The organism is Thiospirillum jenense (assembly GCF_014145225.1).
Taxonomy (GTDB): domain Bacteria; phylum Pseudomonadota; class Gammaproteobacteria; order Chromatiales; family Chromatiaceae; genus Thiospirillum; species Thiospirillum jenense.
The window spans coordinates 1-13,836 of record NZ_JABVCQ010000004.1 but is presented as its reverse complement, the minus strand read 5'-3'; the positions used below and the strand labels follow the sequence as shown (position 1 = coordinate 13,836).

Genomic DNA, 13,836 nt, shown 5'->3' with positions numbered 1-13,836 from the left:
TTAATTAATAACGCCCGATCATGGGCACCAGTTTATGTCGCTGACAGGAGCCACTGTAATGAGTGCAAAAGAAGTCAAGTTTGGTATTGATGCGCGGGCGCGCATGATGGACGGTGTGAATATCCTTGCCAATGCAGTCAAGGTCACATTAGGCCCCAAAGGGCGCAATGTCGTATTAGAAAAGTCATTCGGTTCACCCACCGTGACGAAAGATGGCGTGTCAGTCGCTAAAGAAATCGAATTATCTGACAAGTTTGAAAACATGGGCGCGCAAATGGTTAAGGAAGTTGCGTCCCAAACATCTGATGTCGCTGGTGATGGCACCACCACCGCCACCGTATTAGCGCAAGCAATGGTGCGCGAAGGATTAAAAGCGGTTGCGGCTGGCATGAATCCAATGGATTTGAAACGCGGTATGGATAAGGCTGTGGAAGCCGCCGTTGGTCAATTGCGCACCCTGTCCCGCCCCTGTTCTGATAATAAAGAAATTGCCCAAGTCGGTACTATTTCTGCCAATTCCGATGATTCGATTGGACAGATCATTGCCGAAGCAATGGAAAAGGTCGGTAAAGAAGGCGTGATTACGGTTGAAGAAGGCAAGTCACTGCAAAATGAACTCGACGTGGTCGAAGGAATGCAGTTTGATCGTGGTTATTTGTCGCCCTATTTTATTAACAGCCAGCAGAGCCAAACATCTGAATTAGAAGCGCCGTTCATTCTGCTGCATGACAAGAAAATTTCCAACATTCGGGATTTATTGCCGGTATTAGAAGGCGTGGCCAAATCGGGTAAGCCGCTGTTAATTATTGCCGAAGATGTTGAAGGCGAAGCATTAGCGACGTTGGTGGTCAACTCTATTCGCGGCATTATTAAAGTCTGCGCAGTCAAGGCGCCCGGTTTTGGTGATCGCCGTAAAGCCATGTTGCAAGACATCGCTATTCTGACTGGCGCGACGGTTATTTCGGAAGAAGTCGGCTTGTCATTAGAAAAAGCCACGCTGAATGATTTGGGTCAAGCGAAAAAGGTGCAGATCAGCAAAGAAGAAACCACCATTATTGATGGCGCTGGTTCTGAAGTGGATATTAAAAGTCGCTGCGAACAGATTCGCGCCCAAATGGAAGAAACCACGTCTGATTATGACCGTGAGAAATTGCAAGAGCGGTTGGCTAAATTGGCCGGTGGCGTGGCGGTGATTAAAGTTGGCGCGGCCACTGAAGTGGAAATGAAAGAGAAAAAAGCGCGGGTGGAAGATGCGTTACATGCCACGCGGGCGGCGGTTGAAGAAGGAGTTGTGCCCGGCGGTGGCGTGGCATTAGTGCGTGCATTAAATAAAGTGCGTGGATTAACTGGTAGTAATCACGATCAAGATGTCGGCATTACAATTGCGCTGCGGGCAATGGAAGAGCCATTGCGTCAAATCGTGGCTAATGCCGGTGCCGAGGCGTCAGTGGTATTACACAAGGTGGCGCAGGGTGAAGGTAACTTTGGTTATAACGCCGCCAATGGTGAATACGGTGATTTAGTGGAAATGGGCATTTTAGACCCAACCAAAGTGACGCGCACCGCATTACAAAATGCGTGTTCAATTGCCGGTTTAATGATTACCACTGAAGCAATGGTTGCCGAATTACCGAAGAAAGATGCGCCAAGCGCTGGTGCGGGCGGCATGGGTGGCATGGGCGATATGGATATGATGTAAGTGAATTGCCCGCGCTGTATTAGCGCGTAGCAAAAAAACCTCCCTGGCTTAAATGACAGGGAGGTTTTTTTATTGCCTTCATAACAGTGTTTGACACGGTTAGGCGATCATAGTTATTGTAGTAATCAATGACTGCAATCACGATCCATTGTTATGAGCAAAGTTGCCGAATTATTTCCACAATTTCAATTCGAGAACCTAGATCAACCGACGTTTAAAGAAGACAGCGTTCGGGAAGTTCTTATTTTGCCGTTGTTGTATGCACTTGGCTATGAGCAGGCGCACATTGTACGCAGTAAAGCATTAAAACACCCGGTTTTAACAGTGGGGAGTAAAAAGCGGCCGGTGACATTAATTCCTGATTATCTATTAAAGGTGCAGGATAATTATGCGTGGGTACTTGATGCGAAGTCGCCAAATCAAAATATTCAAACTGGGGCTAATGTCGAACAGGTTTATTCCTATAGTATTCACCCAGAAATTCGCACCAAATTCTTTGCATTGTGTAATGGACGAGCGTTCGCGTTATTTCGGCAGGATGAGCAATTACCCATTTTGTATTTTGAATTAGCCGAACTTGATGCGTATTGGGATGAATTGAGCGCGTACTTATCGCCTAGTTCGTTCCAAAGCGGTAAAACGCTGACCTATGTATTGAAAACACCAGTGCGCAAGGTGGAATTTGATTACGCAACCCGCCCATTATTAGAAGAAATTCGCGTAAAAAAACAGGCGGCAAAACGACATTTTGGGGTGACTGCTTATTTTACTAGACAAAGCTGGAATGTTGTTCGGGAGTACATTAAAAATTTTTCGCAAAAGGATGACTTAGTTTTAGACCCGTTTGGAGGAAGTGGTATAACGGCAATTGAAGCAATGATGGTTGGCCGTCGTGCTATTCACCTCGACATCAATCCATTGTCTGTTTTTATAGTGGATAGTTTGTCCGCACCTGTGGATATAGAACATTTGCAGCGTTCTTTTGATAAAATTAAAGCAACTTATGTAAAAAATGAACCAAAAACAACTCATAAAATAAATCAATATTTGAAAAATTATTCGTACCCAAAAGGATACGTCTTGCCTAAAAATTCAGATGTCCCTAAAGTGGAAAAGTTATTCTCTAAAGCGCAACTGGCGCAACTCGCTTTTTTACGATACCTGATTTTACAAGAGCCAAATGAATCCATTAAAAAATCGTTATTGCTTGCATTTTACAATACCGTATCTTTATGTAATCTAACCTTCCATGCCACACCACATGGTGGCGGCAATCATTTCGGTTATTATTATCGTTACAGAATGGCTAAAATCCCTACAATATTGGATGTCATGCAAGTTTTTGAAAGAAAATTTGAACGGGTTTTAGCTGCAAAAAAAGAGATATTCCCAAACATTAACGAAAACACCATACACAATTTAAAGGCTGTAAAACAAAGTGCTACAGACCTGTCTTTTTTGAATAACGAAAGCATAGATTACATTTACACCGACCCACCCTATGGTAAAAAGATTGCCTATTTAGACTTGTCTATTATATGGAATGCGTGGCTTGATCTACCCGTCACCCCGGCAGACTACCAATTAGAAGCTATTGAAGGCGGCGAATTGGGTAAAAGTAAAGCTGAATACAACGATTTAATTGCTAAAAGTATTGCCGAAATGTACCGCGTATTGAAGTTTGACCGCTGGATGAGTTTTGTGTTTGCACACAAGGATCCAGAATTTTGGCATCTGATTATTGAAACAGCCGAACGGTGCGGATTTGAATACGCCGGCGCGGTGGCGCAGAAAAACGGTCAAACCAGTTTCAAAAAACGCCAAAATCCATTCACCGTATTATCCGGCCAACTAATTATTAACTTTAGAAAAGTACGCCGCCCGCGCTATATCATAAAAGCCGCCCTCGGGGCGCGGATTGGTGACATTATTTTACAAACCATTGAAGGTGTGATTGCAAAAAATAACGGCGCCTCATTAGAGCAGCTGAACGATGAATTGATTATCAAAGGGTTAGAGTTGGGCTTTTTGGATTTGATGAAAAAAGAATACAGCGACCTCACGCCCATTTTGTTAGACCTATTTGATTATGACGACCAAACAGAATTATTTACTTTGAAAACAGGTCGGCAATTCAAAACCAACATTGATCTTCATTTAAGAGTGCGTTATTACCTGATGTCTTATTTGCGGCGCATGGACATAGAACACACGCCGGCACGGTTTGATGAGATCGTTTTATACATCATGCCATTACTGAAAAACGGCACCACGCCCGAAAATCAAACCATTCTTACTGTTTTAGAAGACATTGCAATTCGTATAGATGCCGACAGTTGGAAACTCAAAACCCCAGGACAGCAACAGTTTTTTGACTAATGCCTCATGTGTCATTTAGGTGATTTCGTTTTGATCCCCAACGCAATGCCACCACTCACTACAATTTGATTGAATTCATCCAACTGGCGCCATGACCAGTCAATTGTCACATCCCCTGTCGCAATTGAGTGCCGCGTCGCTAATACTTATGCGACAATAACCGTTCAAACAGTGTGTAAACCAACTGCAACCGGCGTCATACATAATGAGCAAGTTATCTTTACAAGGTTTTGTAGACGAGTGCGAACGTGAGCAATTGCATCACGCGCAAGCCATTCAACCATTTGGCGTATTACTCGGTGGTTACGCCGGCGATCCGTGCATCCGTTATGTCAGCGCCAATGTCACCGACTGGTTGCAGGTCGCGCCGGACGCCGTTCTTGGGCAGCCGCTCACCGCGTTAATTCCCGATTTCCCGCCCGAACATCCCGATGTCAGCCCCAACCGCGCTGACGTGTGGATGAACACCGCGCCGGACAAAACGCTCTACCCGTATCTGTTAAACAGCGTCACGCACGGCGGTCTTGACGGGTTACTGTCCTGCACCGACACCCACTGGCTGCTGGAACTGGAACAATCGCTGCCGTTCAACCAGCGCCATGACGCCTATCGCCCCATCCCGCACCGCTTTTACCGAATGCCCTACAGCGAGGACGAATGGCAACGCCATTGTCAGTTATTAACCGATGAGTTGCGCACCATCAGCGGCTTTGATCGCGTGATGCTCTACCGGTTTCGCGGTGACGACTGCGGCGAAGTGATTAACGAAAGCAGCATTCCCGAGGCGCTGTCCTACTCGGGGCTCCGCTTTCCCGCCTCCGACATCCCGCGCATTGCCCGCAGCCTGTATTTGAAAAATCGCCACCGCCAAATCAGCGACGTGAACGCCGTCCCTGTACCGATTCTCGGGCAAAATGGCGGCATTACTGATTTAACCCTGTCAGATTTACGCGCCGTCTCACCCGTCCACCTGCAATATTTACGCAACATGGAAGTCACCGCCTCCGCCTCCTTTCCACTGGTGCTGTCAGGCCGCCTGTGGGGATTATTAGCCTGTCACCACAACAGCCCGCGTCTGCTGCCCTTACCCGTGCGCGAACGCTGCGCCGATTTGGCACAGGTATTCACGCTGGCGATTGCCGGGTATCAAAACAGTCGGCGGTTGTTTGAAGTCAGCGGCAGCGATCACGAAATCGCGCAACTGCTTGATTTGCTGCACGGTGCGGAATCCGATCACGGCGGCGCCATGCGCACGTTGTTGAGCAAATCACTGCTGGCGCTGGTCAATGCCGACGGCGCGGCGCTGGTGGACAACGGCAGCATCACGACCTTTGGTTTAACACCTGACGTGGCGGCCATTCAAGCGCAACTGGATTGGTTAACCGCCGAGATCACAGACCCGGTGTTTGTCACCGATTCCCTGCCGCAGGTCTTCCCGCCCGCCGCGGCCTACGCCGAACGCGCCAGCGGCCTGTTGGCAATTCGCGCCAATTATTTCATTGGCAAACAGCGGTGCGAACGGGTGTTTCTTTGGTGGCGACCGGAACAGCCGCAAGTGGTTTACTGGGCGGGCGATCCGCGCAAAAGCACGATTTTAGAATCGCAGAGCCAGACGTTATCGCCCCGCTCGTCCTTCGCCAGTTGGGTGGAAACGACCGCCGGGCATTGCGAACCGTGGCGCGATTCGGATTTATTGCGGGCAAAAAAGTTCCGCAATCTGGTGCTGCGGGCGATCAATGCCGATCTACTGCATGAATCGCGGCGCTGGGATCCTTAACGGCGGGGGGTGGCTATGCGCCAGAGTGTGGCCGGGCGCCCTCGTGCCGAAAATAGGCATCCAACAGCGAATTGCCTAACCCAGTCCAGGTGAACACGCTCCAATCGGGTTCTTTCGCCCAGCAATCCCCCGGCGGCACTGGTGGCAACAAGCGCTGATGTGCCACACCACCGATCACGCGATACTGCTGGCGCGGCGGCTCACCGGTGGCGTCAACTGCAATGCGCGGGCGCAATTCGAGCGTACGATCCACCAACACCTGCGCGTAAAACCCGTCTAGTCCTGGATGATGAAACACCGGCGCCGCCGCCCATTCTTCCAGCACCGCCGCGATGTCGTGACCACTGGCGCTCCCGTGACCGCGCACCAACGCCTCCCGAATCGCTGAACGGTAGCAGCGCATCGCCGCTTCTTCTAATGAACGTGGCACAAAACACCACCGCTCTGGTACGGGTAAACGCCAGACCGGCAAATAAGTGCGCAACGCATCGCAATAGGAGAGTGCTGAGAGAAAATGCGCAAATCCATGCGCGTACCAGCGAGCGATGTCGAGCGCTGTTACTGTGTGCGGAACGAGTACCGGGATCGGGCAATCTTCCGCAAACCAAGCCGCTTCAATTGACAAGGCACGTCATTCTATTCGTTTTGATGAAAATCCGTGACGGCGCACCGACTGAACACCATCACTGTCATGGGTTAGGAATCCTGCACACCCACAGCGCGCATTGCCGTCACCGCGCCACTGATGCGTTCTTGCAACAGTTTTAAGCGCGTCGTCGCCAATGCCTGCTGGTCGCGTTCCTGCATCATTTCATAAATCACATTCAATGCCGCCATCACGGCAATTCGATCACTGCCCAGGGCGCGGCCGGTTTGACGCACCTCGCGCATCCGTTGATCGAGCAGCCGCGCTGATTCTAATAACCCGCGTCGCTCTTCGGGTGAACAATTAATCCGATATTCCTTATCCATGATGTGAACGGACACCGGCGCCGTATCATGGCTCATAATTGATCCTCCATTGCTTTCAAGCGAGCCACCATGGCCTCAATACGGTTACGCGCCAGCTCGGTTTTTTCGATCAACTCAGCCCGTTCGGCAATCAGATGCTCCTGATTCGCCCGCAACGCCGCATTGTCTTCACGCAAGCGGTCACAGGCGCGAATCAGCTCATCGACTTGGGTTTCCAGCATGTCGAGGTCGAAATCGGTCATTGCGCGATTTAACATTCGTCTCTATAAAAAATAACTGATGCAATATTATTGAGTGGACTGCGATGTGGTCAATTGGTGCATATTTTGCCTAATCGTAGCAGCACTCACATCACAAGATCACTACAGTGCCACAAGGTTCAATCGGATAAAAGATGTCTCAACAACGCCCGCCCACCGCTGACAATTGCGCAACTACGGTGTCTAACGACACCAATGATAGCAGCATTAACGACCTTGACGTTGTGGAACTTGCAGACTGGTTAGCCAGCAGCCCACTGGCGTTGACCCTCGCCGAAGCACAGGGAATGTATTGCGGTTTGCGCGGCGGCGGCGCGGCTGATGCACCACAGCGCTGGTTAGCGGAGATCGCACCAACATCGGCGCACATCACCGCTATTTTGCAGCAACTTGCCGAATATACCGATCAGCAACTGGCGGATGCGACGTGTCGGTTTAACCTACTACTCCCGCCACCGACCGCCGCACTGGTTGAGCAGGCCGCCGCGCTGGTGGATTGGGTACGCGGTTTTTTATACGGCAGTGGGTTGGCGGCGATTCAATTGAATCAATTAAGCGCCCCCGCGCAGGAAATTTACACCGATTTAATTGCCATCACGCAATTGGATTTATCCACCATTGCCGATCATAATGCCGCTCCAACTGAAGTGGATGAAGATGAAACAGCCTTGACTGACATGATTGAATTCGTGCGCGTGGCAGTGATGTTATTGGATGTTGAACGACTGGATCATTAAAGCAAATGCCGCCATGTTTTATTCTCGGGTACGGGCGTTTGCAAACCACATCAAATAGCAGCAGAATATCATTTGCTGCCTACGCCCATCCCGCGTCATTCAAACAGCGGCAGTGAATCTAATCCACCAATTCCCCCTCCACCACTGCCGTAAAGCCAAACTGCCCATCACTACTCACGCTCACCTCAATCGTATCACCAGCAGTAAAGCGCCCAGCTAATAACGCCTGCGCCAATGGATTTTCTAATTGCGCACGAATCGCTCGTTTTAATGGTCGAGCGCCGTACACCGGATCAAATCCCAATTGCCCTAATTGATCGAGCGCGGCGGCACTAATCTCCAATTGCAACTCCCGCGCCGCCAATCGCTGCCGCAATGAATTGATTTGAATCTGCGCAATTGCTCGAATCTGATCTTGCCCCAGCGAATGAAACACCACGATGTCATCTAATCGGTTAATAAACTCCGGGCGGAACGCTTGCCGCACCACCTCCATCACGGCAATTTTCATTGCCGCATAATGCGTTTCATTGGAATGCGATTGAATTAAATCCGAGCCAAGATTTGAGGTCATCACAATCACCGCATTGCGAAAATCCACCGTGCGCCCCTGACCATCGGTTAAGCGTCCGTCATCTAACACTTGCAATAAGATGTTATAGACATCAGGATGCGCCTTTTCAATTTCATCTAATAAAATTAAGCTATAGGGCCGGCGGCGAATCGCCTCAGTTAAATACCCGCCTTCTTCATACCCGACATAGCCCGGCGGCGCCCCAATTAAACGCGCTACCGAGTGTTTTTCCATAAACTCGGACATGTCAATGCGCACCATAGACTCTTCGGTATCAAATAAAAACTCAGCGAGTGCTTTGCATAATTCAGTTTTACCCACACCCGTCGGGCCAAGAAATAAAAACGAGCCAATTGGGCGCTGCGGGTCTGATAAACCCGCCCGCGCCCGGCGAATTGCATCCGCCACCGTGCGCACCGCTTCTTGTTGACCCACCACGCGCTGCGCTAATTCATTTTCCATGCGCAATAATTTATCGCGTTCACCTTCGAGCATTTTTGATACGGGAATCCCCGTCCATTTAGAAACGATGTCAGCAATTTCTTCCGTCGTGACCCGATTGCGCAATAACCGATGTTCACCATTATTCACCTGATTTGCTGTGGTTAATTGCTTTTCTAATTCAGGAATTCGCCCGTATTGCAATTCAGACATGCGCGTTAAATCACTCGCCCGCCGTGCCGTTTCCAATTCAATTCGCGCACGATCTAACGCCTCCTTGATATGCGCAGTCCCTTGCACCGCCGCCTTTTCTGCTTTCCACACGGTATCTAATTCGTTAAATTCGCGCTCCAATTTACTAATCTGTTCTTGCAAATCCGTCAAGCGTTTTTTCGAGGCATCATCACTTTCTTTTTTCAACACCTCGCGCTCGATTTTTAATTGAATCAACCGCCGATCTAGGCGATCCATTTCCTCCGGCATGGAATCAATTTCCATCCGAATTTGCGCGGCCGCTTCATCAATTAAATCAATCGCTTTATCGGGCAATTGCCGATCACTAATATAGCGGTGCGAGAGCGTTGCTGCCGCCACGATAGCCGGATCGGTAATATCCACCGCGTGATGCACTTCATAGCGTTCTTTTAAGCCGCGCAAAATGGCAATGGTATCTTCCACTGTCGGTTCATTTACCAGTACCTTTTGAAAACGCCGCTCTAATGCCGCATCCTTTTCAACATATTTGCGGTATTCATTCAACGTAGTTGCACCAATGCAATGCAATTCACCGCGTGCCAATGCGGGTTTAAGCATATTCCCTGCATCCATTGATCCCTCGGCTTTACCCGCGCCAACCATCGTGTGCAATTCATCAATAAATAAAATGATCTTGCCCTCTTGGCGAGCAATATCATTCAACACCGCTTTTAACCGCTCTTCAAATTCACCGCGAAACTTGGCGCCGGCAATGAGCGCCGCCATATCTAATGCTAATAAGCGTTTAGTTTTTAAGCTCTCCGGCACTTCACCGTTAATAATCCGCTGTGCCAAGCCTTCAATAATCGCGGTTTTACCGACGCCGGGTAGACCAATTAACACCGGATTATTTTTTGTACGGCGGGCTAGGACTTGAATGGTGCGGCGGATTTCATTATCGCGCCCAATCACCGGATCCAATTTACCCTGCTCGGCACGAGCGGTTAAATCAATCGAATATTTATCCAATGCTTGCCGCTGTTCTTCGGCATTTGGGTCATTCACACGTTGTCCGCCGCGTAATTTTTCAATCGCCTGTTCTAATGCCGCTTGCGTCAATCCGGCCGCTTTTAATAGGTTGCCTAATTCGCCACGTTCATCTAATGCTACGACGACAAACCATTCGGAACTGACGTATTGATCTTGACGCTGTTGTGCCAGTTTTTCAGTTTGATTTAAGAGCCGGTTTAATGCGTTGGAAACCACAAGATCACCACCCGCACCGGTGACAGTTGGCAGGCGGGCTAATGCGTCATTGAGTGCTGTTTGCAGACGATTGGTATTGACATCTGCAACGGTTAATAAATGCTTAACACTGCCGCCTTGTTGTTCCAATAATGCCAACATTAAATGCAATGGTTCAATGAATTGATGGTCATATCTAATTGCTAAACTTTGCGCATCGGCCAGCGCCGTTTGAAAACTCGAAGTGAGCTTATCCATTCGCATAATAATTACTCTGGTTGCCTAAAGTATTGTTTAAGGTTATTCAACATTTGTGGCATAATGGCGTCGAATTCAAGCAATGCGTTATGCTAACTATCGCGCTACCAGTGCTATAGTTTTATTATCACAGGGTGGCGCAAAATTACAACAACCGTACTTGATCTCACTGCGGTTGTATTGTCATTATATGTCGTAATTATGCAACAAAAAAGCAACCTTCACCTGTCAGGTCTGACTATGCCAAACGAAAATAGACGCTTACTTCTCGAAATTGATGCAGCAATGCGGGAAATTAATCGCAAAACCATTAACCCGATGGTGCGTGATTTGGCGTTTGCTGATCTGCGCATCATTATTGAAATGGTCGCTAAAGCGCGGGCGGATTATTTGCACACCTTTTTTGAATTAGCGATGCGTTTGCAAGGGCAGGTGCCGAGTGTCGCAGAAATTGATACTTTGGCCAGTATGCGACGGCGCTATGAGGAGTTGATGCTGGCGACCCAGGCGCTGGAGACGGCGATTGATCGTGAATATGTTGACGTAAGGCATTGATAGTTGACGTGAAATCACGGTGCGGCGCAGGTCAATTCTGTCGCACTGGGTCATGTTTTCATAATGTCGCACCACCGCCACATGTTGCATCCGCATCCGCAAAACACGCCCCCACCAACGATGGCCGTGTGCGCAATGCTGCATTGTGCGTCAAATCGGCGCTGGCAAGTCGATTTTACGCTGATTGACGCACTAGATCGGGTCTATTTGCCACCTGCCACATCATCTCAGTCAACCGATGGGCTGTGGCAGTCCACCTGTTTTGAAATTTTTATTGGTTTACCAAACACTTGCGCCTATATTGAGCTGAACGCTTCACCGTCTGGGCAGTGGGCGAGTTACCAATTCACCAGTTACCGCGCTCGTGATGTGGCACAAGATCATCAGTTGCGTCCATACATCAAGCAACGGCGCGGCACGGCACGGCACTTTGCGTTGCAAGTGGTTTTTACGCTACCAGCGCGTTTATGTGGCTCAGATGCGACAAATGCCGACAGCTATGCCGTTGGCTTGGCGGCCGTGATCGCAGCGCGTGATGGGTCACTCTCCTACTGGGCGCTGCATCACGCGAGCGCCCGCCCTGATTTTCACCACGCCGCCAGCCGTGTGCTGCCCATCGCCACCGTTGGTTGATCTGACTAACCTATTATTAATGCTGAATTTTTCTTGATCGGTCATGCCCTACAGCGTCAAAGAACGGTTTTATAGTCTGCAAGGCGAAGGGTTGCACAGCGGGCGAGCGGCGGTATTTTGTCGCTTCGCGGGTTGTAATCTGTGGTCAGGACGCGACAGTGACCGCGCCCGCGCTCTGTGTCAATTATGCGACACTGATTTTCGCGGGATCAATGGTGCCGGCGGCGGGCGATTTCGTGATCCGATTGAATTAGCCGATCACTTATGCCAATGCTGGTTTATTCATCAGCGCACTGGGATTCATCCGTTTATTATTTGCACTGGCGGTGAGCCGTTATTGCAATTAGACGCTAGGTTAATTGACGCACTGCATCAACGCGGCTGTGAAGTGGCCGTTGAAACCAATGGTACTCGGCGCGCTCCGCGTGGTATTGATTGGTTGACAGTTAGCCCGAAAGCTGGGCAGCAGTTATTATTAACGGGCGGCGATGAATTGAAATTAGTTTATCCGCAAATTGGAATTGATCCGGCTGACTATGCTGCATTAGCCTTTCGCTATTTTTTTCTCCAACCGTGCAATAATGCGCAATTAACTGAGAATACAAATGCGGCTCTGACTTATTGTCAAGCGCATCCGCAGTGGCGTTTAAGTGTGCAATTGCAACGGTGGTTGAATATCCCTTAAACTTCATTTAATTAACCGTTCCCACCCGATACGCCCCCATTGCCGCCGTTTTTATCTCCTCCGCCACCAATGGAAAGGTGGATAAAACGTGCGCGAATTCTAATTCAGTTAAGCCATACAAGTGCGCAATTAACCCGTCTAATTCAGCGCGCAGCGTTGCCCGTTTAATTGAATCAGTCACGCCGTCACGATGCGAGTGCAAACCCACCGCCTCCGCTAATGAATCAAACGCCGGCGTGGTGCAAATCAATTGCGCGGCGCGAGTGACAATCGGATTAAACGCGGGATCGGCGGCGGTGAGGCGGGGAATTGGCACTTGATAAACATAAAACATATTCAGATTGGCCGTGACCATTTGCCGAATATAAAAATCCACAGTAAAACTATTCAATAGCGCAACAAAAAATACCTTTTCTGCATCAGCCATAACATCAGCGGTTACATAGCTCAGTGATTCAGCAATAAAAAAATGAGCCGGAATCACTGTTGCGACAAATGTACGTTGATTTGTACTGCTTGCAATACGTCTAAATGCCGCCCGATAAGTTTGGTAATCAAGTAATTGTCCTTGATCTTTTTGTTTTCCAAGCAGTGCCTGCCGCCCCTCGTATTCATTAATCCAATAACGAAAATTAGCAAAATCAGTTTCAAATTGCCACATCATTTTGCCTTCAAATAATGGCAATCGCCCCGTACCCGCTGCCGTTTTGAATAAATGATGATCCGTTGTCATATTGAATCCGTGCCTTAAATTTAAATTCCATTTGCCATCAATTGCTTCACCTAATAACGGGAATTGCAGCAGTTTTTCGGCAATTTGCACACCCAATGCGCTTTTGAATTCCATCACCGACTGCGAATCGGGCGACAAGCGGCGGATCAATTCCACCGATAATAATAAATCGGTGGATGACGGAAACGCCGCCAGTTCATTCACCTGATGACGCATAAAGGCCGCGGGGAATTGCCGCGTTGATTGCCCTTTTTCAAACGTCAATACCACAAACTTAAATCGGCTATCCACATTTTCAAAAATCTCTTTACGGTTTTCAAAACAAAACAACCCCGTCACGTCGCACTGATCGAATAATAAATCCCGCAAGCCTTTCGCGCCCAAATCCGTATAAATCCCCGACGGAATCACAATCCCGCACTCACCACCCGCCCGCAATAAATTAAAACACTGCTCGACAAATAACAAATACAAATTGATTTTGCCCGATGTTTGATTAACGTATTGCGGCGCTGACTTAAACCATTTAGATACGAATGGAAATTGACTGGCATAAGTCAACCACGCCGCCCGCGTTTTTTCATCCGCCATAAAACCAGAAAATTGTTTTTTCCAATCCTCTAGCCGCAGTTTATTCTTTTGAATTGCCGCGTCGAATTCTTGAAAAAACTCCTTTTCATCCGTTTGGAATAC

The 13,836-nt window shown here is 48.8% G+C and carries 12 protein-coding genes; 7 read left to right on the top strand and 5 right to left on the bottom strand.

The window, feature by feature from the left end:
- Positions 1–58: 58 nt before the first annotated feature.
- The 3 genes from groL (at position 59) to HUK38_RS02305 (ending at position 5,855) form a co-directional block, all read left to right on the top strand.
- Positions 59–1,699 (top strand): chaperonin GroEL, encoded by a 1,641-nt coding sequence (groL, locus tag HUK38_RS02315; RefSeq protein WP_182582174.1) that lies wholly within the window; start codon positions 59–61, stop codon positions 1,697–1,699.
- A gap of 153 nt (positions 1,700–1,852) precedes the next feature.
- Positions 1,853–4,078, top strand: a complete 2,226-nt coding sequence (locus HUK38_RS02310) for a DNA methyltransferase (protein WP_182582173.1) — start codon at positions 1,853–1,855, stop codon at positions 4,076–4,078.
- 205 nt (positions 4,079–4,283) lie between these two features.
- Positions 4,284–5,855 (top strand): GAF domain-containing protein, encoded by a 1,572-nt coding sequence (locus tag HUK38_RS02305; RefSeq protein ID WP_182582172.1) that lies wholly within the window; start codon positions 4,284–4,286, stop codon positions 5,853–5,855.
- Between the two features lie 13 nt (positions 5,856–5,868).
- Here HUK38_RS02305 and HUK38_RS02300 read toward each other — a convergent pair whose 3' ends face one another.
- The 3 genes from HUK38_RS02300 to HUK38_RS02290 form a co-directional block, all read right to left on the bottom strand.
- On the bottom strand, positions 5,869–6,480 hold the full coding sequence (locus tag HUK38_RS02300) for a hypothetical protein (protein WP_182582171.1): 612 nt from the start codon (positions 6,478–6,480) through the stop codon (positions 5,869–5,871).
- A 71-nt stretch (positions 6,481–6,551) separates the two neighbouring features.
- The gene (locus tag HUK38_RS02295) at positions 6,552–6,863 is read right to left on the bottom strand and encodes a cell division protein ZapA (protein ID WP_182582170.1); all 312 of its coding nucleotides are present in this window, start codon (positions 6,861–6,863) and stop codon (positions 6,552–6,554) included.
- On the bottom strand, positions 6,860–7,069 hold the full coding sequence (locus HUK38_RS02290; protein ID WP_182582169.1) for a TIGR02449 family protein: 210 nt from the start codon (positions 7,067–7,069) through the stop codon (positions 6,860–6,862). Before HUK38_RS02290 ends, HUK38_RS02295 begins: the two co-directional genes overlap by 4 nt.
- A 152-nt stretch (positions 7,070–7,221) precedes the next feature.
- Between HUK38_RS02290 and HUK38_RS02285 the strand changes: the two genes are divergently transcribed.
- Complete coding sequence (locus HUK38_RS02285; protein WP_182582168.1) at positions 7,222–7,824, top strand: UPF0149 family protein; 603 nt, start codon at positions 7,222–7,224, stop codon at positions 7,822–7,824.
- A gap of 118 nt (positions 7,825–7,942) precedes the next feature.
- Here the strand turns inward: HUK38_RS02285 and clpB are convergent, their stop codons facing one another.
- On the bottom strand, positions 7,943–10,543 hold the full coding sequence (gene clpB / locus HUK38_RS02280) for an ATP-dependent chaperone ClpB (protein WP_182582167.1): 2,601 nt from the start codon (positions 10,541–10,543) through the stop codon (positions 7,943–7,945).
- Between the two features lie 234 nt (positions 10,544–10,777).
- Between clpB and HUK38_RS02275 the strand changes: the two genes are divergently transcribed.
- The 3 genes from HUK38_RS02275 to queE all read left to right on the top strand — a co-directional run bounded on the left by HUK38_RS02275 (position 10,778) and on the right by queE (position 12,410).
- Entirely contained in the window at positions 10,778–11,092 is a 315-nt protein-coding gene (locus HUK38_RS02275) for a hypothetical protein (protein ID WP_182582166.1), read from the top strand.
- A gap of 63 nt (positions 11,093–11,155) precedes the next feature.
- Entirely contained in the window at positions 11,156–11,725 is a 570-nt protein-coding gene (locus HUK38_RS02270; RefSeq protein ID WP_182582165.1) for a DOMON-like domain-containing protein, read from the top strand.
- Between the two features lie 43 nt (positions 11,726–11,768).
- Positions 11,769–12,410 (top strand): 7-carboxy-7-deazaguanine synthase, encoded by a 642-nt coding sequence (queE, locus tag HUK38_RS02265; protein WP_182582164.1) that lies wholly within the window; start codon positions 11,769–11,771, stop codon positions 12,408–12,410.
- Positions 12,411–12,417: 7 nt separating this feature from the next.
- Here queE and HUK38_RS02260 read toward each other — a convergent pair.
- On the bottom strand, positions 12,418–13,836 hold a 1,419-nt coding region (locus HUK38_RS02260), incomplete at its 5' end, for an Eco57I restriction-modification methylase domain-containing protein (protein ID WP_202985504.1).

Bases quoted from the DNA above. Each gene is read 5' to 3' on its own strand.
- groL (WP_182582174.1), top strand. From the start codon at position 59: ATGAGTGCAAAAGAAGTCAAGTTTGGTATTGATGCGCGGGCGCGCATG.
- HUK38_RS02310 (WP_182582173.1), top strand. From the start codon at position 1,853: ATGAGCAAAGTTGCCGAATTATTTCCACAATTTCAATTCGAGAACCTA.
- HUK38_RS02305 (WP_182582172.1), top strand. From the start codon at position 4,284: ATGAGCAAGTTATCTTTACAAGGTTTTGTAGACGAGTGCGAACGTGAG.
- HUK38_RS02295 (WP_182582170.1), bottom strand. From the start codon at position 6,863: ATGAGCCATGATACGGCGCCGGTGTCCGTTCACATCATGGATAAGGAA.
- HUK38_RS02290 (WP_182582169.1), bottom strand. From the start codon at position 7,069: ATGACCGATTTCGACCTCGACATGCTGGAAACCCAAGTCGATGAGCTG.
- HUK38_RS02285 (WP_182582168.1), top strand. From the start codon at position 7,222: ATGTCTCAACAACGCCCGCCCACCGCTGACAATTGCGCAACTACGGTG.
- clpB (WP_182582167.1), bottom strand. From the start codon at position 10,543: ATGCGAATGGATAAGCTCACTTCGAGTTTTCAAACGGCGCTGGCCGAT.
- HUK38_RS02275 (WP_182582166.1), top strand. From the start codon at position 10,778: ATGCCAAACGAAAATAGACGCTTACTTCTCGAAATTGATGCAGCAATG.
- HUK38_RS02270 (WP_182582165.1), top strand. From the start codon at position 11,156: ATGTCGCACCACCGCCACATGTTGCATCCGCATCCGCAAAACACGCCC.
- queE (WP_182582164.1), top strand. From the start codon at position 11,769: ATGCCCTACAGCGTCAAAGAACGGTTTTATAGTCTGCAAGGCGAAGGG.